Genomic DNA, 17,734 nt, shown 5'->3' with positions numbered 1-17,734 from the left:
CATGTTCGACCTGGTGAAAATCGGCAGCGGTCTCCCCGTGTCGCGCGTGATCGGCGGGCTGCCCACCACGGGCCCGCTCGTCGTCGAGGCGCCGCCCGGCACCGGCAAGACCACGCTGGTCCCGCCCGCGATTGCGAACGTGGCGGGAAAGACGCTGGTCACGGCGCCGCGCAGGGTGGCGGTGCGGTCCGCGGCGCGGAGGCTTTCGCTTCTCGACGGCACTCCGCTCGGCACCAACGTCGGCTACAGCATCCGCGGCGAACATAAGGACGGCGCGCTCGTCGAATTCGTCACGCCCGGCGTGCTGCTCAACCGCCTGCTCAAGGACCCTGACCTCGAGGGCGTCGGCGCCGTGGTCATCGACGAGGTGCACGAGCGCCAGCTGGACACGGACCTCGTGCTCGCGATGTGCATGGAGGTCGCCGAACTGCGCGAGGACCTCTACCTCGCCGCCATGTCCGCGACCCTCGACGCGCGGAAGTTCGCCGACCACATGGGCGCCCGCATCCTGTCGACGGAGGCGGTGACCCACCCCCTCGACATCAGCTACGCGCCGCACCCGGAGCGGATCCGGGGCACCCGGGAGTTCTACCGCCACGTCGCGGAGCAGGCGAAGCACGGCGAGCGCACGCTGGTGTTCGTGCCCGGGGTGCGCGAGGTGGACCTCGTCTGCGGCTTCCTCGACGACGCCGCGCCGCTGCACGGCAGGCTCACCAGCAAGGAGCAGGACGCCGCGCTCAACGGCGATGCACGCGTGGTGGTGGCGACGTCGGTCGCCGAGTCCTCGATCACGGTGCCGGGTGTGCGCAAGGTGGTCGACGCCGGGCTGTCGAGGGTCCCGAAACGCGACAGTCGCGGCATGACCGGCCTGGTCACGGTGACGGAGGCGAAGACGAGCGCCGACCAGCGGGCGGGCCGCGCCGGCCGCGAGGGTCCCGGCGAGGTTGTCCGCGTGTTTTCGCGCGACGAGTACGCGAAGATGCAGCCCGACATCACCCCCGAAATCCTCACCGCGGACCTCACCGCCGCCGCGCTCACGATGGCGGCGTGGGGGTCGCCGGACCTCCCGCTTCTCGACGCCCCTCCGGACCTCACCGAAGCCGAACACAACCTCGAGGCGATCGGGGCATTGGACGGCGGCACGATCACGGATCTGGGCAAGCGGCTGGCCACGCTCCCCCTCGACCCCAGGCTCGGCGCCGCCCTGCTCGAGTTCGGCGCCCAGGCCGCGCCCACCGTGGCCCGGCTCGCGGGCGACGCGGACCCGAAGCGGCTGGCCAGGCTCGTCGAAGATAAGGGTCCCGCACCTGCCGGGGAGGTGATTGCGTCTGCGTTCCCACAGTGGATCGCGAAGAAGGTGGGCGACGAGTACCAGCTCGCCTCGGGCACGCGCGCGGCGTTCCACTCGCGCGCGGAGTGGATCGCGGCGGCGGAGGTGCAGCGCACGAAGGGTGGCGCGGTCATCCGCGAGGCCGAACCGATCGCGTTCCCGCAGCACAGGGTTGTCGAGGAGACGCGGGCCTTCCTCGAGGACGGCAAGGTGCGCGGCCGGAAGATCACCCGCGTCGGCGCGATCGAGCTCTCCTCCACGCCGGTGAAGCTCACCCCGGACGAGGCCGCGGCGGCGCTGGCGGGCGTGGACTTCGACAGTTTCCCGCTCACGGAGTCCGAGCAGCACCTCAAGGAGCGGCTCGACTTCCTCCACGCGACGCTGGGCTGGCCGGATGTCGCCCAGGGCGACTACTCGGTGGAGGTGCGGGAGGTGGCCGGAGGTGCGTCGATACGCAACTGCGATATGCGCGCCGCGATGCTGCGCCAGCTCGACTGGAAGCAGGCCGCGGAGCTCGACCGGGTGGCGCCGAGGGAGTTCGAGTACGGCAGCGGGCGGCCGGTGAAGCGGGTGAAGCTGCAGCACATGTTCGGGCAGACGAACGCGACGGTCGCGGGCGTGAAGGTGCAGTACCACCTGCTCTCTCCGGCGGGGCGGCCGCTCGCGGTGACGGACGACCTGGACAGTTTCTGGGCCGGGCCGTACCAGGACGTGCGCCGCGAGATGCGGGGGCGCTACCCCAAGCACGCGTGGCCGGAGGACCCTACGAGCACTGGGAAATGATGGCGCCGGCGCCGGCGAGGCCCGCGACGGTGAGCGCGCCGGCGATGCCCATGTCCACCTTCTGCGAGTTGAGGTCGCGCAGGTGAACGTCGATGTTGAGCGGGGGGAGGAACGGCAGGTTCGCTACCTGCAGGTTCAGCTCGCTCTGCTTGGCCACGAACGGGAGGCTGAGCTGGGAGGCGAAGCCGAGCGGCAGGAGGACGAGCAGGGGCAGGCCGACGCCGAGGGCGGTGGCGGAGCACTGCTTGGTCACCTCGGGGGCGTACTGCACGAACGCGTCGATGACGGCGCCCTCCTGGGAGGCGTCGGCCGTCTGCTCCTGCCCGACGGTGACGCGGACCGGGTAGGTCTCGGTGTGGTTGTCCTGGAAGGTCGCCTGCACGGGCCACTCGTAGGTGCCGGGGGTGACGTCCTCCCCCGGCGCGAGGCGGATGGTGCCGTCTGGGCCGACCATGGCCCAATCCGGGTTGGAGGTCGCCTCGAACCAGGCCTCGCCGCGCGGCAGCGGCGCGTCGAGGGTGCCGGTGAAGCCGGGCAGCACTGAGGTCGGCTGGTATTCCGCTGCCTGAGCAGGCGCGACGGTGGCGAGGGTGAGCGTGGCAGCGACTGCGGCGCAGGCCATGCGTGTGCGCATCCGCACCTCCCTCACACGGTTGTCTCAGTTGTTTGCACGATTAACGGTTGATGATTGTAATGCAACTCCTGGGGTAGTGTTACTCGCCATGTCAAACCGCACCGTCTCGGTCTGGACGCTGGTCTCCCTCATCATCGGATCCACCATCGGATCGGGTATTTTCGCCCTGCCGCAGAACATCGGCTCCGTCGCCGGGCCCGGCGCGATGCTGCTCGGCTGGGCCATCGCCGGGGTGGGCATGCTCTCCATCGCGTTCGTGTTCCAGATCCTGGCGGTGCGCAAGCCCGAGCTGGACTCCGGCGTGTACGCATACGTGCGCGCGGGGCTTGGCGACTTCATCGGCTTCACATCCGGGATGGGCTACTGGCTCGGCTCGGTGATGGCGCAGGTGGGGTACGCGACGCTGTTCTTTAACACGCTCGGCTACTACTTCCCCGTCTTCCTCAACCGCTGGGTGCTCGCGATCTCGGTGTCGGTGCTCAGCTGGGTCATCTACTGGGGGCTCACGCGCGGGCTGAAGCAGGCGGCGGTGATGAACGCGGTGACCACCATCGCCAAGCTCGTGCCCATCCTCGCGTTCGTGGTGCTCGTGGCGTTCCTCGGCTTCTCCCGGGACACGTTCACCGCGGACTTCTGGGGCTCGGGCATGCCGTTTACCCAGCAGCTCAAGGGCATCATGCTCTACACGGTGTGGGTATTTATCGGCATCGAGGGCGCGTCGGTGTACTCGAAGCAGGCGGCGCGGCGTTCCGACGTCGGCAAGGCCACCATCATCGGCTTCCTCTCCGTGCTCGCGCTGCTCGTCGCGGTGTCCACCCTCTCCTACGGCGTGCTCAGCCAGGAGGAGCTCGCCGCGCTGCCGGACAACTCGATGGGCGCGGTGCTCGAGGCGGTCGTCGGCCCGTGGGGCGGCGTGCTCGTCTCGGTGGGCCTGTGCCTGTCCGTGCTCGGCGCCTACGTGTCCTGGCAGATGCTGTGCGCGGAGCCGATCGTGCTCATGGCGGAGGACGGCCTGTTGCCCGAGTCGATGGCGCGCCACAACGCGAACGGTTCCCCGTCGCGCGCGCAGCTGCTGTCCACGGTGGTCATCCAGTTCTTCGTGGTGGTGTTCTTCCTCTCCTCGGCGTCCTACACCGCCATGGTGCAGCTGGCCACCATCATGTACCTGCTGCCGTACATCTTCTCCGCGATCTACCTCGTGCTGCTCACGGCGCGCGAGCCGGGCAAGGACCTCGCCGTCGGCGTCGTCGCGTCGGTGTATTCGCTGTGGCTCATCTACGCCGCGGACCCGGTCTACGTCCTCCTCGGCGCGCTCGCGGTCCTGCCGGGCACGATCGTCTACGTGTGGAACCGCAGGCGGCGCGGCGAGCGGCTCTTCAACACGTTCGAGTGGGTCGTGGTCGCCCTCGTGTGCGTCGGCGCCGTCGTCGCCGTCGCCGGGCTCGCGGACGGGTCACTGTCCCTGGACTAGGTCCCAGGTCAGCTTCGCACACAGCGTGACGACGAGCCCAAAGAGCGCCACGCGCACCTGTTCGCCGGGTGGCTGCCCCGAATCCTCGCGCGGCGCTAGTGGTTGAGCACCTCGTTGGCGAGCATGTCCATGGGCATCGAGCCGAGCGAGAGCGCCTTGGCGTGGAACTCCTCTTCCGTGAAGCCCTGAGCGAGCGCCTGGCCGCGCAAGTCCACCCAGTCCTTGTAGCCGAGGGCGTAGGACGGCGCCTGTCCCGGCCAGCCCATGTAGCGGTCGAGCTCGAAGGCGAGGTTCGCCTCGGGCATGGCGGTGTTGTCGCGCAAGAACGCCTTCGCGTACTGGGCGTCCCAGGTGCCGTTGCCGTCCGGGGTCGGCTTCTTCATGTGCACGCCGATGTCCACTAAGACGCGGGCGAGGCGCAGGCGCCGCGAGTCGAGCAGGCCCATGCGGTAGCCCGGGTCGTCGAAGAAGCCGCGGTCCGCCATGAGGTGCTCGGCGTAGAGCGCCCAGCCCTCGCCGTGCGCGGCGTTCCAGCACACGGAGCGGCGCCACATGTTCAGCTCGGCGCGGTTGTCCAGCGCGGCGGACATCTGCAGGTGGTGGCCGGGCACGCCCTCGTGGAAGACGGTGGCCAGCTCCTGCCAGGTGTGGAACGTCGTCTGCCCCGCCGGGACGGACCACCACATCGTGCCCGGGCGGATCATGTCGTCCGAGGGCGGGGTGTAGAAGATGCCGCCGGAGCCCGCCGGGTCGATGGCGCACTCGACGGTGTTGTCCACCCCGAACGCGCGCGCGGCGGCCTCGTTGACCTCGGTCATCCAGTCGAGGAGGGCGTCCGTGCCCTCGATGGTGTAGCGGTGCTCGCCGTTGAGGCGTCGATACGCACCTGCGACCGACGCGTCGCCGTAGAGCTCGCGGGCGATCCGCTCCTGCTCGGCGATGGTCTCCCTGAGCTGGTCCTGCGCCCACTCGTAGCCGGCGTCGAGGTCGACGTCGCGGCCGTGGTAGTACTCGGCGAACAGGGTGTAGCGCTCGCGGCCGACGCCGTCCTCATGGCCCGCCTGCGGGGAGAGCTCGGTGGAGAGCCAGTCCGCCATCTGGGCGAAGGCCTCCTTCGCGCCGTCCACGACGGCCGAGTCGGGGGACAGCCCGAGCTCGTCGAGCTGCGACTCGCTCGCGGCGAGGAGCTCGCACTGGTTGATCACGGCGTCGATCTGGCGGTGCGAGGCGATGTCGCCGGCCGCGGCGGCCTCGGCGAGGGACTCGCGGTAGCCGGCGAGCGCGCTCGGGATGCGCGACATGCGCGAGGCGATGGTGTCGAAGTCCTCCTCCGTCACCTTCGGCATGAGCGCGAACGAGTCGCGGATGGTCTGCACGGGCGACTCAATGGAGTTGAGCAGGCGCAGCAGCTCGCCGCGGTGGTGGAACTCGAGCTGGGCGGTCATCCGGTCGCGCAGGAGTGCGGCGGTGAGGTTATCCACGTCGTCGAAGTCGTCCTCGTCGTCGGACTGGTCCGTCGAGTCGTTGAGCGCGTCCACGTCCGCGACGAGGTCCCGGATCCGGTCGGCGAGGCGGTCCCAGTACGCCGGGGAGAAATCCTGCAGCTCGCCGTCGTGGCCGTCGATGCCGATCTGGGTGGCCAAAGTCGGCGTGATGTCCGCGAGGTCGTAGACGAAGTCTTCACAGGTCGCATCCAGGAGCGACGGTTCGCGCGCAGCGGTGGTCATGACGTGCGATTGTACAATTCTGCGCATCCGCAGGTAAATATATTCATATGACCTCGTTCTCTCGGCCGCGGACGCCGGCGGCGAAGTGCCTGCACTTGATCCGCCTGCAGGAGCAGACGTCGAGAAGCGAGCTCGTCCGGGCGACCGGCCTGTCCCAGCCCACCGTCACCCGCGCGATCGCCTCACTCGTGGACGCCGGGTACGTCACCGAGCGCAACGACCTCACCCGGTCGAAGGGGCGGGGGCGGCCCACCATCCCGCTCGAGCTCGCGGAGACGCCCGCGGTGCATGCCGGGGTGGCCGTGGGCACCGACTCGACGTACATCGCGCTGTTCGACATCAAGGGGCGCACCCTGCGCTTCGCGGACCTCGACCTGCCGGTGGCGCGGCTGAGCCAGGACGACTTCATTCAGCACATCATGGCCGGGCTGAACCACCTCACCGCGAGCGTGCGGCGCCCGCTGGCCACCGTCGGCGTGACGGCGTCCGGCACGGTGCGCGAGGGCGGCAACGTCGTCGCGCCGAACCTCGGGTGGGATGGGGTGAACATCGGCGAGCAGATGCGCGAGCAGTTCTCGGTGCCGGTGGAGGTGACGTCGATTAGCAGCGCGATCGTGGGCTCGGAGATGCAGTCGAGCACCGAGCTGGACACGCCGTCCGTGCTCGCGCTGTTCGCCGACGACTCGCTCGCCTGCGCGATTTCGAGCGAGTCCGGCGTGCAGCCGATCGAGGTGGAGCAGGGCGAGCTGACCACGCAGGGGCTCATCGACAGCATCGGCGACCCCGCGATTGCCACCCTCGCCGACGCGGTTGCCGACCCGCGCGAGGGCACGCGCTACGCCCTCGACCGTCGCGCGCGCGGCCTCGGCTCGCTTGTCGCCGGGCTGTGCGCGGAGCACTCGCCCGCCACGATCGTGGTCGCGGGCAGCGCGTTTATCGACGACCCGCTCTCTTCCGCCCCCTTCGTCCGCGCCGTGCGAGCCGAGGCGCGGACCCAGCCGGACCTGCGCAAGATCCCCTCCCACGACGAGGTGGTGCGCGACATCGCCCGCGCCGTGGCGCTCGACCACGTGCTGCGCGAGCCGCTCGCCGTGGTGGGGCGATGAGAAAGCGCGCCGTCGTGCTTGCGCCGCTGCTCCTCGCCGGGTGCGGCGCCGGGGGCCCGGGCGAGCCGCTGACCACCCCGGTGACCACGGTGCGCGCGCCGTACGACGGGCTGGCCATTCAGGTGGAGAAGATAGAAAAGGACACCCACACCGAAATCGGCGTAGCGCTCTACGACGGCACCACGCTCACCCAGGCCGGCTCGCTCGACTGGCTGCCGGCGTGGTCCACGATCAAGATCCCCATCGCTTTCGCCGCGGCGGAGCACTGCGACTACTCGGAGGACACCGTCACGGAGCTCACAGAGGCGTCCATCGAGTGGTCCGACAACGACTCGGCCCGCGCGCTGTGGGACTGCATGGGCAGCGACGAGGAGGCGTCGAAGAAGGTCGCCGCCGAGATCGCGAAATCGGGCGCGAGCGTGAAGGTCAACGGCGCGTTCGGCACCACACGCTGGCCGTTCGCGGGCCAGGCCCGCTACGCGCACATGCTGAGCGCGATGAACCCCGACAACCCCATCATCGCGGACATGCGCCACATCGACGACGAGCAGTCCTACGGGCTCGGCCAGCTCGGCGTCCCGTTCAAGGGTGGCTGGTCCGACAACGAGGCCGACGGCGCCTGGCACAACCGCCAGTTCGGGTGGATCGGCCGCGTCGGCGTGGCCATCGGCGCGCGCTCCGCCGACGGCGACTACGACGCCACCGTCGAGGCCCTGGACACGGTGGCCAGGCTGCTTAGCGCTGGAACTGGCTCATAAACTGCCGGATCTGCGGCTCCGCGTACTGGTAGAGCCACTGCAGGGCCGACAGCACCGTGAGCACGATGCTGATGATCTCGATGATCTGCCGCGGCGACGCGCTGCTGCCCGCGCCGCCCAGGATCAGCTTCTTCGGGGTGGTGCTCGGCTTCTCGACGCCGTTGGCCGGCCGGTGCAGCACCGTCAGCCCGCCGCTCATGGCCGGCGCGCCCGTCGTCTCCGATCCCATGCGCGCGACGGAGGCCTCGCCCTCGGCGGTGACCACGCCCGCGAACCCCATGCGGGTGTTCGCGGGGTTGATCAGGCTGTACAGGTGGCCGTTCTGCGGGCTGAACACGCCGTTCGCGGCGACGAGCGCCGGGACCTCTTCGTAGCCCCAGCCCCGCATCGCGCGGCCGATGCTTGCCGTACTGTGGATGTTCTCCGCACTGTAGCCGCCCTTGCCCTGCCACGTGGCGGAGGTGGAGGCGCCGCAGTTGTTCGAGCACGTGGAGTTGTAGGGGCGGGTGTGACTGAAGGACCGCGCGACCTCAGCGCCGCGCTGCACGGCGATGCGGGCGTAGCCGTTGTCGATCTTCGCCGCGTCGACGTACTGCTGCTTCGTCGTGTAGCCCTTGGCGGCCGCGGCCTGGCGCAGCGGCTTGCCGTCGAACGGCACGTTGCGGTCCCACATGTCCGCGCGCAGCTGCTTGAGCTCGCGCAGGGCGGTCTCCTGGTCGCCGGCGAAGTCGAACTTCGCCTCCACGGCGACGACCTGGCTGGCGGGCTGGTTGAGCTCGACGCCGGTGGCGGGCGCCGGGTCAGCTGCGGCGAACGGGGCGAGGGTGAGGGCGGTGGCTGTCGCGGTCGCCGCGGCGATGATTCGAGTGCGCATAGCCTGAGCGTAGCGCGTACACCGCCATGAAGCAGACTGGCACCAGCATAAAGAGCAGCTGGGGCACCTCGAACAAACCGTCCGACACGTTCACCGAGACGAATGGCAGCATGAGCAGGAGGAACACGAGCGCGCCGTACTCCTCGAACACGAACACGCCCCAGGGCACGATCCACACCCAGTGGTGGAACCAGGAAAACGGGCTGACCATGCAGGCCGCCATGCCGATGAAGGAGGCGGCGAGGGGGGCTGAAGCTCGTCGAGAAGCGAAGAGCGCGAGCACCGTCACAGCGAGGGAGAGGGCGAGCCACACCCGCGGGTCGTCGACGCCCGCGCGGGCGAGGAGCTGGCGGATGGACTGGGCGCCGGGGTTGTCGTCGGTGCCCACGCGGGCGGTCTGGAAGATGTCGTGGGTCCAGAACTCGCCGGCGTCCGTCACCTCCATGCCGGTGGCCACGGTGCACACGAACGTGAACGCGGCGACGAACACCGCGCCCCACCTGCGCTGCTGGATGAGCAGGACGACGAAGAACGCGGGCGTGAGCTTGAGCCCCGCGGCGAGCCCGGTGCCGATGCCGGGCAGGCGGTTCTTCGGCAGGAAGTCGAGGCAGACGAGCCCCATGAGGAACAGGTTGATCTGCCCGAAGTACAGCGTCCCCTGCACCGGCCCGGTGCACAGCACGAAGAAGGCGGTGAGCAGGGCCACGCCGCGCTTCGTCTCCGAGGACGCCGCGACCACCCCGGCGAGCACGGCCACGCTCGCGATCTTCCACGCGACGCCGAGCGCCTCGGACTCGTGGAACCAGGAGAAGACGACGGCGGCGAACGGCGGGTAGGTGAACGGCAGGCCGGGCAGGAGGTCGTCGCCGTAGAGCGGCAGGTGCTCGGCCACCTTCCGCCCGCCGAGGAGGTACACCTCGAGGTCGGAGGGGAAATCGGTGGTGAACGCGCTGGGCAGGTCCCCGGTGGCGTAGCGGAACGCGGCGAGCGCGACGGCGATGGCGAGGAGGATCACAGGCCCAGCCCGTCCAGCACGTCGTCGAGGGCCGCGCCGACGTCCGCGCGCCACAGCGTGTCCACCTTCGCGTCGGCGCGCCCCGGCCCGCCGTTGATCACGGCGGTGGGTTTGCCCTGCTTAATGGCGTCGAGGATGAATCTGTAGCCGCTCATGACGGCGAGGCTCGTGCCGACGGCGAGGACGCCGGTCGACTCCGCGAGCCACCGGGCGGCAGCGTCTCGACGCTCCTTCGGCACGTTCTCCCCGAAATACACCACGTGCGGTTTGAGGCGCTGGCCCCCGCAGGACGGGCAGGCGATCATGTGGAATCGCTCCACGTCCGCGGCGCGCAGCTCCACGTCGCCGTCGGGGTTGAGCATGGAGCCTTCGACTTCGACGCTGTCGAAGAAGGTGGGGTTGGCGGCCGTGAGGAGGGCGTCGATACGCGAGCGCTCGTGCAGCGCCTTGCAGTCGAGGCAGACGACGTGGTCCATGTCGCCGTGGAGCGCGATGACGTTGCGGCTGCCCGCGCGCTGGTGCAGCCCGTCGACGTTTTGGGTGACGATGCCGCGGATGAGCCCGGCGCGCTCGAGCTCGACGAGGGCGTAGTGCGCGCGGTTCGGGCGGGCGGCGCGCATGTACTGCGTGCCGACGAACGCGCGCGCCCAGTACCGCCGCACCTGCGCGGGCGAGTGCGCGAACTCCTGGAACGTCATGGGCCGGCCCTTCGTGAGGCGGCCGTTCGCGGAGCGGTAGTCCGGGATGCCGGACGCCGTGGACACGCCCGCACCGGTGACCACGAGCGTCTGCGGGTCGCGCAGCTGCGCGAGGATCCGCGGGAGCGGGTCGCGCGTGGGCGGGGTGGTTTCGCGGACGACCCGCTCGATCGAGCGCACGGCGGAACGGTGCGCCATGGCGATCGCCGGGTCGTCGAAGTGGGTGTCCATCGGTGGGGAGTGTAGCCCGCGCGGCCGCAATAGACCGTATTGTCTGTTTTGACGTGTGGGGTTTGGGGAGTAGTTTGTCCACGTTATCGTTCGCCGAGGGAGCTTGGTGAACCAGTCTGTCTATAAGGAGTGTGGAGTGCGCCTTCCAAAATGGGCCACGAGCTTCGGCGCCCAAGTCATCTACGGCCTCATCATCGGCCTCATCCTCGGCTTCATCGCCGCCGGCATGCCCGGCGGCAACGCGCTCGCCGAAACCCTCGACTGGGTCGGCTCGACGTACGTGAAGCTGCTCAAGCTGCTCATCCCGCCGCTCGTGTTCACGGCCGTGGTGACGTCGATAGCCAACCTGCGCCAGGTGACCAACGCCGCGCGCCTCGCCGTGCAAACCCTTGTCTGGTTCGCCATCACTTCGCTGTTCTCCGTGCTCATCGGCATCGGCGTCGGCGCGCTGATGAAGCCCGGCGCGAACACCACCGTCGACGCCGCCACCGCCGCCGAGCCGTCCACCACCGGCTCCTGGATGGGCTTTTTGAACTCCGTCGTGCCGGCCAACATCTTCGGCCTCGGCGTGAAGGTCTCGGACAGCGGCGCGTCCGCGAACTTCAACGTCCTGCAGATCCTCGTCGTGGCCATGCTCTTCGGCATCGCCGCGGTGCGCGTGGGCAAGGCGGCCGAGCCGTTCATCGGCTTCAACGAGTCCCTGCTCAAGGTGGTCCAGGAGGTGCTGTGGTGGGTCATCCGCCTCGCGCCGATCGGCACCGCCGCGCTCATCGGCAACGCCGTCGTGTCCTACGGCTGGGACGCGCTCGGCTCGCTGGGCAAGTTCGTGCTGGCCATCTACATCGCGCTCGCGCTCGTGCTGTTCGTGCTCTACCCGATCGTGCTCGCCGCGCACAAGATCCCGGTCGTTGAGTTCTACCGCCGCGTCTGGCCCGTGACCACCCTCGGCTTCGCCACCCGCTCCTCCATGGGCACCATGCCGGTGACGCAGCGCACCACCGAGGAGGCGATGGGCGTGCCCACCGAGTACGCCTCCTTCGCCATCCCGCTCGGCGCCACGACGAAGATGGACGGCTGCGCGTCCGTCTACCCCGCCATCTCGGCCCTCTTCGTCGCACAGTTCTACGGCATCCCGCTCTCGCTGTCGGACTACCTGCTCATCGTCGTCGTGTCCGTCCTCGGCTCCGCGGCCACCGCGGGCACGACCGGCGCGACCGTCATGCTCACCCTCACGCTGTCCACACTTGGCCTGCCGCTCGCGGGCGTTGGCCTGCTCCTCGCCGTCGACCCGATCATCGACATGGGCCGCACCGCCATCAACGTCACCGGGCAGTCCGTCGTGGCCACGGTCGTGGCCAAGCGCGAGGGGATTCTCGACGAATCACGGTGGGCCTTGACACCTTCCAAGTAATTTGCGATTATTCGGTTTATGGGGGGATGGAAGACCGGTATTCGCAACCAGCTTATCGACGTCCGGGGGTGCGTCGAGCCCGGAAACGATCGTCGTCAAGCATTGCTCGACGGCGAGCTCGTGCGGCTGTCCACCTCGCACGCGCTCGGGCGCGACGCCTTTGACGCGCTGCGCATCCACCAGCAGCACTGGGCGCGGGCGTACTGCGTCGGGCTGTCGATGCGCGAGGCCGTGCTCACCGGGCGGGCGTCGGCGTACCTCAACGACATGTGGGTGGCCAACACGCCGCTCGACCAGGTCCACGCGGTGCTCAAATCCGTACCGCCGCGGCAGGCCTGGCCGAGCGGCGTCGTGTATATCCAGCGCACGCTGACCGAGGACCAGATCCGGCGGGGCACGGCGATGTCCACCACGACGACGCTGCAGACCTTCTTCGACATCGCCCGCATCCCACGCCCTCGTCGCCGCCGACTGGCTCGTGAAATTCGGCGGCTACACCCCCGCCCAGCTGCAGAAACTCGTCGAACTCTCGCCGCGGTTCACGGGCAAGCCTGTGGCCCGTCGCGCTGCGGCCTGCGCCTCCACGCTTCCCGACTCCGCCCCGGAGTCCTACGCCCGCGGCCTCCTCCTCGCCGCCGGCTTCACCGACGTCCGCGCGAACGTCACCCTCACCGAGTGGGGCTACCGCGTCGACCTGCTCATCGACGGCTGGCTCGTCATCGAGATCGACGGCCTAGTCAAGTACGACGACACCACCTACGGCCCCGCGCAGGAGGCGCTGCTCAACGAGAAAACGCGCGCCGACCGGATCGGCAACGCCGGCTTCCCCATCCTGCGCTTCTCCCCGAGCTACCTCGAGCGGCACCCGGACAAGTTCATCGCCACCGTGCGGGAGCGCTGGCGGCGCGGGCGGTAGTGGGGGTTCGCGTCGGCCCTGGTCACGCGTTCCGGGATTCGCCCCGCTCCCCTACAAACGCTCCCGTGCCCCCCGCAAACGCTCCCGGGAATCGCCGCGCACCCCCGCAAACGCTCCCGTGCAGGGTTTCATATGCGTTTATGCAGGTAGACGGGTTACGGGCGATTTCGATTACAGGTGACTTACACACGCTCTACCAGCGTTTACGCATATAAAGACCTGCACGGGAGCTCCTGGGGCCCGCATCACGCCCGAACCACGCCCGAACCGCCGCCCCGCCGAACCGCGCTACCGGAACGGCACCTCCCCGATCGCGCGCCGCAGCTTGCGCGTCCGCAGCCGCTCAGGGTGCCGCGCCAGCTTCTCCATCGCCCGAACGGCGCACATCACGTGGGCCTCCTTCGAGTTGGAGTAGAACGCCTGGGCGCCGGCCGGCAGCTTCGGCACGGCGTGCAGGGGCAGGTCGGAAACGGCGAGTAGGGTCCCGTACGGCACGCGGTAGCGGTACCCGTTCGCGGCGATGGTGCACGACTCCATGTCCACGGCCGCGGCGGTGGAGCCGCGCAACCATTCCCACAGGTCGCGCGGGTCCTTCCATTCCCAGTTCCGGTCGCCGGTGGACAACACGGTGCCGGTGCGCATGAGTGACGCGTCCGCCCCGTAGACCTTCGACACCGCCTTCTCCAGCGTGCGCTGGATCTCGGGCACGGCGGGGATGGGCAGCTCGCGCCGCAAGTAGTCGTCGAGGACGTGGTCGTGGCGCTCGTACGCGTTGCCAAGGATGAGGTCGCCGATGCGCATGCGGGCGTCGAGGCCGGCGCAGTGCCCGATCATGATCCAGGCCTCCGGGCGCAGCACCGCGAGCGAGTCCGTGATGGTCTTCGCGTTCGACGGCCCCACCCCGATGTTGATCATGGTGATGCCGTCGCCGTCCTCGGTGACCAGGTCGTAGCGCGGCATCTGGAACTTCGAGCCCAGCTCCAGGTCCTCGAGTGCCACGGTGTCGGACACGGTTTCCCCACTCGGCAGCACCAGGCGCGTGTACCGGGACGACGGATCCGACAGTTCCCGTAGCCCGAACTTCACAAACTCGGTCACGTGCATCGCGTAGTTCGTGAACAGGATGTAGCGCTGCAGCGAGTCCGCCTCGATGCCGGTGTAGTGCTCGAGGCGGGCGAGCGCGAGGTCGAAGCGCTGCGGCCCGAAGTGGAAGAGCGGTTTCTCGTCGCCGTGGAAGGCGTCCCAGTGGCCGTCGACAATCGCGTCGTGCACCTCGTCCAGGGTGGGGCGCGGCAGGTTCGCGGTCTCGTCGATAGGCGGCATGCCCTTGATGTAGGCGGGCGGGATGACCACGTCCGAGTACCCCACCTCCACCTCGCACGGGTAGTTCGAGGTGAGCGCGTCGAGCTGCGCGGTGAGGTAGCCCTCCATGAGGTCCGGGCGCGAGAGCACCGCGGAGTAGGTGCCGGCCTCGTCGACGTAGCCGAACGGCTCGGAGCGGTCGATCGGGCGCCACTCGCGCACCTTCACCGTCAGCTTCGGGTAGCGCACCTCGTTGTAGCGCGCGAAGTCCCCCGAGCGTGCCAGCTCGCACGAGGCTTCGTACAGGGCCTTAAGCTTCTCGACGACCATACGGCCAGGCTAGTCACGGATGAGGGCACGCCGCACAGCCTCCATGCGCTGCGCGATGTGTTCCGGCGTGTCGTGCTCGCGAATACCCTGCTCAAGCACGGACTGGGCGCCGGCGGTGTAGAAGCGCGCCATGTCGTCGATCAGCTGCGGGTCCTGCTCCCCGGCGCGCTCGCGCAGCTGGTCGCGCATCGTCGGCAGCATCGTGTCGTAGACCTCGTTGTCGAGGCGGCTGTGAATCGGCGAGTCGAGCAGGTGCGTCACGGCCGAGTAGTGCTCGCGCAGCGGGTCCATGAGCGCGGTGACGGAGGCGACGAAGTCGTTGTCAATGCGGAAGCGCTCCGAGAACCGCAGGTACGCCGCGACGACGAGCTCCTGGGCCGCGGCGAGCACGAGCGCGTCGCGGTCGGCGAAGTGCTGGTAGAAGACCTGCCTGCTCACGCCCGCTTCCTTCACAATCTGCGAGACGTTGAGGTCGGCGACTGGGTAGTCGTGGAGGAGCCGGACGGTGGCGTCGACAAGCGACTTGCGCGTACGGACCGCCCTCGGGTCCTGGCTCTCCGAGCGGCGCCCCGTCACATCCTGCCCCATACCAGCTCCCAATCATTAGTCTTGTCTTACGTGACCCTCACCGAGACTACACTGACGCTGCTGCAAGACCTGATCAAAAACGGGTGTGTCAACGACCTGACCGCCGACTCCGGCCAGGAGGTGCGCAACGCCGACACCCTCGAGGCGTTCTTCGCCGGATCCGGCGTGCGCGTGGAGCGCTACGAGCCGCACCCCGGTCGCGTCTCCGTCGCGTTCACCGTCGAGGGCGACGGCGGGGAGCCGCTCACGCTGCTCGGCCACACCGACGTCGTGCCCGTCGACGAGGCGAAGTGGACGCGCGACCCGTTCGGCGCCGAGATCGACGGCGGGCGGCTGTACGGGCGCGGGGCGACCGACATGCTCTACATCACCGCGGCGATGGCGGCGTGCGTGCGCGACGTGGCGCTGTCTGGGGCGCGGCCGTCCGGCGACCTCACGTTCGTGGCCTGCGCCGACGAGGAGGCGCGTGGCGGGCTCGGGGCGAAGTGGCTCGCCGAGCACGCGTCGTTCTCCTGGGCGAACTGCCTGTCCGAGGAGGGCGGCTCGCACCTGCCCGTGAGCTCCGACGCGCTCGTTGTCGTCGTCGGCGAGAAGGGCGCGGCGCAGCGGCGGCTCACCGTCCACGGTGACGCCGGCCACGGCTCCACGCCGCACGGGCGCGACCTCGCGGTCTCCCGGATCGCGGAGGTCGCGCGGCGCGTCGCCGGGGTGGCGCCATTGCGTGCCGACGACCTCTGGCACGACTACGTCAAAGCCTGGAAGTTCGACCCAGAAACGGAGGCCGCGCTGCTGTCCGGCTCCGGCTACTCGGCGTTCGGGGAGCTCGAGCAGTACTCCCACGCGATGAGCCACCTCACCGTCGCGCCCACCGTCCTGCGCGCCGGCGGCGCCATCAACGTCCTGCCTTCGACGGCGTGGCTCGAGCTGGACATCCGCCCCCTGCCGGGCCAGACGCAGGAGGAGGTTGACGAGGTGTTGGTCGAGGCGCTCGGCGACTTGGCCGATTCCGTGGAGATCACCCACCTGATCTGCGAGGACGGCACCGTCTCCCCCACTTCCGGGCCGTTGTTCGACGCCATCTGCGCCACCTTCGACGAGTTCTTCCCCGGCGTCCCCGTCGTACCGACCATCGCCGCCGGCGGCTCCGACCTGCGCTTCGCCCGCCGCAGCGGCGGCGTCGGCTACGGCTTCGCGCTCCACGGGCGTTCCGAGACGCTCGGGTCGGTGCTCGGACAGCTGCACAGCCACGACGAGTCCGTCGCCCTCGAGGACGTGGACCTTACCGCGCGGGCGTACCGGTCGCTCATCCGCCGCTTCCTCGGGGCGTAGGGCTGGTTGTTTCCGCGCTTTCGCGCCACCTGCCCCTCTCGCCCCACCCGCCCCTCTCGCCCCTCTCGCCGCCCTCCAACCCCTCCCCGACCGCAAACCATGAGAACCAAACCATGAGAATCCCCCAATTCGGCCCGTTCTCATGGTTTGGTTCTCATGGTTTGCGGGGAAGAAGGGGGCAAAGCAGGGGGCCGGGGGTCAGTAGATCGCGCGGAGCAGGTCGGCCATGGCGGGGCCGTGCTCGACGTGGCGGCCTGGGCCGTTGGGCACGTACTGCTTCGGCGTCTCCAGTATGGGGAGGCGTTTCTGGCCCCTCTCCCAGGCGCGGCGGATGCGTTTGATGAGCGAAGCTTCGTCGCCAAGTATGTCGCCCGTGTAAATGTGCAGCACCTCGAAGCCTTGCTCGTTGAGCCAGTCGTCGCGCTGGCGCTGCTTGCGCAACACTTCGTGGGGAACGTCTTCGTACTTCACCCAGCCGTCGACCTCCACCACGACGTTCTCCGCGACGAGGAAGTCCACGCGAAACCAGCCGATTTTCACTTGGGCGCGGTAGGGAACCCTGTGGGCGTCGAGAATGAGGCGCAACAGCGTCTCGTACGGGGAGTCCGACTGGCGCGTGGCCTGCGCGAGCGCGGTGCGGGCGTGGCCGATCCCCTTCGTACCGGCGAGCCGCTTGATCACCGCCTCGCATTCCAGACGCAGGTGGGCAACGGCGATGTCGTTGTGGCCCGAAAACACGCTCTCAAATGCGACGACTCCCTCGCGCACGCCGCGCTCCCTAGCGATGTCGACGGCCGTCCGGATCGCGTTGGTGTAGCGGAGGGGGCCGTCGGACAGGATGTCGTCGATAGGCAGTTGCATGTAGCGGTAGGTGTAGCCCGTCCAGCTGCCGGCGACGGAGGGCGGCTGGCCGCTGGGCACGGCGAGCGTGACCGGTTCGCTCTGCGCGACCACCCAGACGCCGTTGATGCGCGCGGCGGAGCGGCCGACCAGCACGGCCTTTGTGCTCTGCCGCGACGCGGCGCAGCAGCGGAGGAACGTTTGCTCGTGGTCTTTGAGCCCGTTCCACGCCTCGGTGTCGCAGTACATCGACTTCGTGAGCTGCGTCAACGCGCCGCTTTGGACGCGCGCGTGCGTTTCGGTGTCGGTCGCGGCGACACCCCGGATGTCGACGATCAGCGCGCGCAGTTCTTGCTTTCGTGCAGGCTTCATGTGCCCCCTCCATTCCCCA

Annotated in this window: 16 protein-coding genes; 7 read left to right on the top strand and 9 right to left on the bottom strand. The window is 69.2% G+C overall.

Annotated features, from left to right (window positions below; translation table 11 throughout):
- The first annotated feature begins 1 nt into the window (after position 1).
- Entirely contained in the window at positions 2–2,113 is a 2,112-nt protein-coding gene (locus CJEDD_RS00385; RefSeq protein ID WP_042408793.1) for an ATP-dependent helicase C-terminal domain-containing protein, read from the top strand.
- Here CJEDD_RS00385 and CJEDD_RS00380 read toward each other — a convergent pair.
- Positions 2,094–2,747, bottom strand: a complete 654-nt coding sequence (locus tag CJEDD_RS00380; protein ID WP_042408796.1) for a Rib/alpha-like domain-containing protein — start codon at positions 2,745–2,747, stop codon at positions 2,094–2,096. The two genes, CJEDD_RS00385 and CJEDD_RS00380, sit on opposite strands and share 20 nt — an antisense overlap.
- Before the next feature lie 88 nt (positions 2,748–2,835).
- Here CJEDD_RS00380 and CJEDD_RS00375 point away from each other — a divergent pair, with 88 nt between their 5' ends.
- Positions 2,836–4,218: a basic amino acid/polyamine antiporter gene (locus CJEDD_RS00375; protein WP_042408798.1), complete on the top strand. Its 1,383-nt coding sequence runs from the start codon at positions 2,836–2,838 to the stop codon at positions 4,216–4,218.
- 95 nt (positions 4,219–4,313) lie between these two features.
- On the opposite strand, the gene CJEDD_RS00370 is transcribed toward CJEDD_RS00375, so the two are convergent.
- Complete coding sequence (locus tag CJEDD_RS00370) at positions 4,314–5,945, bottom strand: DUF885 domain-containing protein (RefSeq protein ID WP_081764575.1); 1,632 nt, start codon at positions 5,943–5,945, stop codon at positions 4,314–4,316.
- 47 nt (positions 5,946–5,992) lie between these two features.
- Between CJEDD_RS00370 and CJEDD_RS00365 the strand changes: the two genes are divergently transcribed.
- Positions 5,993–7,051 carry an ROK family protein gene (locus CJEDD_RS00365; RefSeq protein WP_042408801.1) on the top strand — a complete coding sequence of 353 codons (1,059 nt, stop codon included), beginning with the start codon at positions 5,993–5,995 and terminating at the stop codon, positions 7,049–7,051.
- Positions 7,048–7,809: a hypothetical protein gene (locus tag CJEDD_RS00360; protein ID WP_052333843.1), complete on the top strand. Its 762-nt coding sequence runs from the start codon at positions 7,048–7,050 to the stop codon at positions 7,807–7,809. Before CJEDD_RS00365 ends, CJEDD_RS00360 begins: the two co-directional genes overlap by 4 nt.
- Here the strand turns inward: CJEDD_RS00360 and CJEDD_RS00355 are convergent.
- From CJEDD_RS00355 to CJEDD_RS00345, 3 genes are read right to left on the bottom strand one after another with little or no spacing between them, the layout of a single operon-like run.
- Complete coding sequence (locus tag CJEDD_RS00355; RefSeq protein WP_052333844.1) at positions 7,787–8,683, bottom strand: hypothetical protein; 897 nt, start codon at positions 8,681–8,683, stop codon at positions 7,787–7,789. The genes CJEDD_RS00360 and CJEDD_RS00355 overlap by 23 nt on opposite strands.
- Positions 8,610–9,698, bottom strand: coding sequence for a glycosyltransferase 87 family protein (locus tag CJEDD_RS00350; RefSeq protein ID WP_273657556.1), 1,089 nt, complete (start codon positions 9,696–9,698; stop codon positions 8,610–8,612). The genes CJEDD_RS00355 and CJEDD_RS00350 overlap by 74 nt, the downstream gene beginning before the upstream one ends.
- Positions 9,695–10,627: a Sir2 family NAD-dependent protein deacetylase gene (locus CJEDD_RS00345; RefSeq protein ID WP_042409584.1), complete on the bottom strand. Its 933-nt coding sequence runs from the start codon at positions 10,625–10,627 to the stop codon at positions 9,695–9,697. The genes CJEDD_RS00350 and CJEDD_RS00345 overlap by 4 nt, the downstream gene beginning before the upstream one ends.
- A gap of 136 nt (positions 10,628–10,763) precedes the next feature.
- Between CJEDD_RS00345 and CJEDD_RS00340 the strand changes: the two genes are divergently transcribed.
- Complete coding sequence (locus CJEDD_RS00340) at positions 10,764–12,038, top strand: dicarboxylate/amino acid:cation symporter (protein ID WP_232297767.1); 1,275 nt, start codon at positions 10,764–10,766, stop codon at positions 12,036–12,038.
- Positions 12,039–12,133: 95 nt separating this feature from the next.
- Here the strand turns inward: CJEDD_RS00340 and CJEDD_RS00335 are convergent, their stop codons facing one another.
- On the bottom strand, positions 12,134–12,478 hold the full coding sequence (locus tag CJEDD_RS00335; RefSeq protein WP_157034530.1) for a hypothetical protein: 345 nt from the start codon (positions 12,476–12,478) through the stop codon (positions 12,134–12,136).
- Between the two features lie 38 nt (positions 12,479–12,516).
- On the opposite strand from CJEDD_RS00335, the gene CJEDD_RS00330 reads away from it, so the two are divergent.
- Positions 12,517–12,954, top strand: coding sequence for a hypothetical protein (locus CJEDD_RS00330; RefSeq protein ID WP_052333861.1), 438 nt, complete (start codon positions 12,517–12,519; stop codon positions 12,952–12,954).
- Between the two features lie 288 nt (positions 12,955–13,242).
- On the opposite strand, the gene amn is transcribed toward CJEDD_RS00330, so the two are convergent.
- Positions 13,243–14,586, bottom strand: a complete 1,344-nt coding sequence (gene amn, locus CJEDD_RS00325; protein ID WP_042409577.1) for an AMP nucleosidase — start codon at positions 14,584–14,586, stop codon at positions 13,243–13,245.
- A 9-nt stretch (positions 14,587–14,595) separates the two neighbouring features.
- Entirely contained in the window at positions 14,596–15,174 is a 579-nt protein-coding gene (locus tag CJEDD_RS00320; RefSeq protein WP_052333860.1) for a TetR/AcrR family transcriptional regulator, read from the bottom strand.
- Between the two features lie 30 nt (positions 15,175–15,204).
- Here CJEDD_RS00320 and CJEDD_RS00315 point away from each other — a divergent pair, with 30 nt between their 5' ends.
- Positions 15,205–16,503: a M20/M25/M40 family metallo-hydrolase gene (locus tag CJEDD_RS00315; RefSeq protein ID WP_273657555.1), complete on the top strand. Its 1,299-nt coding sequence runs from the start codon at positions 15,205–15,207 to the stop codon at positions 16,501–16,503.
- 198 nt (positions 16,504–16,701) lie between these two features.
- Here CJEDD_RS00315 and CJEDD_RS00310 read toward each other — a convergent pair whose 3' ends face one another.
- Positions 16,702–17,715, bottom strand: coding sequence for an endonuclease domain-containing protein (locus tag CJEDD_RS00310; protein ID WP_042406126.1), 1,014 nt, complete (start codon positions 17,713–17,715; stop codon positions 16,702–16,704).
- Positions 17,716–17,734 lie beyond the last annotated feature (19 nt).

It is taken from the genome of Corynebacterium jeddahense, assembly GCF_028609865.1.
GTDB classification, from domain to species: Bacteria; Actinomycetota; Actinomycetes; order Mycobacteriales; family Mycobacteriaceae; genus Corynebacterium; species Corynebacterium jeddahense.
Note: the sequence above shows the minus strand (reverse complement) of the source record. Positions and strands in the feature narration are given on the sequence as shown.

What these genes read in the sequence shown, in the direction of transcription:
- CJEDD_RS00385 (WP_042408793.1), top strand. Translation starts at nt 2, where the DNA reads ATGTTCGACCTGGTGAAAATCGGCAGCGGTCTCCCCGTGTCGCGCGTG.
- CJEDD_RS00380 (WP_042408796.1), bottom strand. Translation starts at nt 2,747, where the DNA reads ATGCGCACACGCATGGCCTGCGCCGCAGTCGCTGCCACGCTCACCCTC.
- CJEDD_RS00375 (WP_042408798.1), top strand. Translation starts at nt 2,836, where the DNA reads ATGTCAAACCGCACCGTCTCGGTCTGGACGCTGGTCTCCCTCATCATC.
- CJEDD_RS00370 (WP_081764575.1), bottom strand. Translation starts at nt 5,945, where the DNA reads ATGACCACCGCTGCGCGCGAACCGTCGCTCCTGGATGCGACCTGTGAA.
- CJEDD_RS00365 (WP_042408801.1), top strand. Translation starts at nt 5,993, where the DNA reads ATGACCTCGTTCTCTCGGCCGCGGACGCCGGCGGCGAAGTGCCTGCAC.
- CJEDD_RS00360 (WP_052333843.1), top strand. Translation starts at nt 7,048, where the DNA reads ATGAGAAAGCGCGCCGTCGTGCTTGCGCCGCTGCTCCTCGCCGGGTGC.
- CJEDD_RS00355 (WP_052333844.1), bottom strand. Translation starts at nt 8,683, where the DNA reads ATGCGCACTCGAATCATCGCCGCGGCGACCGCGACAGCCACCGCCCTC.
- CJEDD_RS00345 (WP_042409584.1), bottom strand. Translation starts at nt 10,627, where the DNA reads ATGGACACCCACTTCGACGACCCGGCGATCGCCATGGCGCACCGTTCC.
- CJEDD_RS00335 (WP_157034530.1), bottom strand. Translation starts at nt 12,478, where the DNA reads ATGTCGAAGAAGGTCTGCAGCGTCGTCGTGGTGGACATCGCCGTGCCC.
- amn (WP_042409577.1), bottom strand. Translation starts at nt 14,586, where the DNA reads ATGGTCGTCGAGAAGCTTAAGGCCCTGTACGAAGCCTCGTGCGAGCTG.
- CJEDD_RS00320 (WP_052333860.1), bottom strand. Translation starts at nt 15,174, where the DNA reads ATGGGGCAGGATGTGACGGGGCGCCGCTCGGAGAGCCAGGACCCGAGG.
- CJEDD_RS00310 (WP_042406126.1), bottom strand. Translation starts at nt 17,715, where the DNA reads ATGAAGCCTGCACGAAAGCAAGAACTGCGCGCGCTGATCGTCGACATC.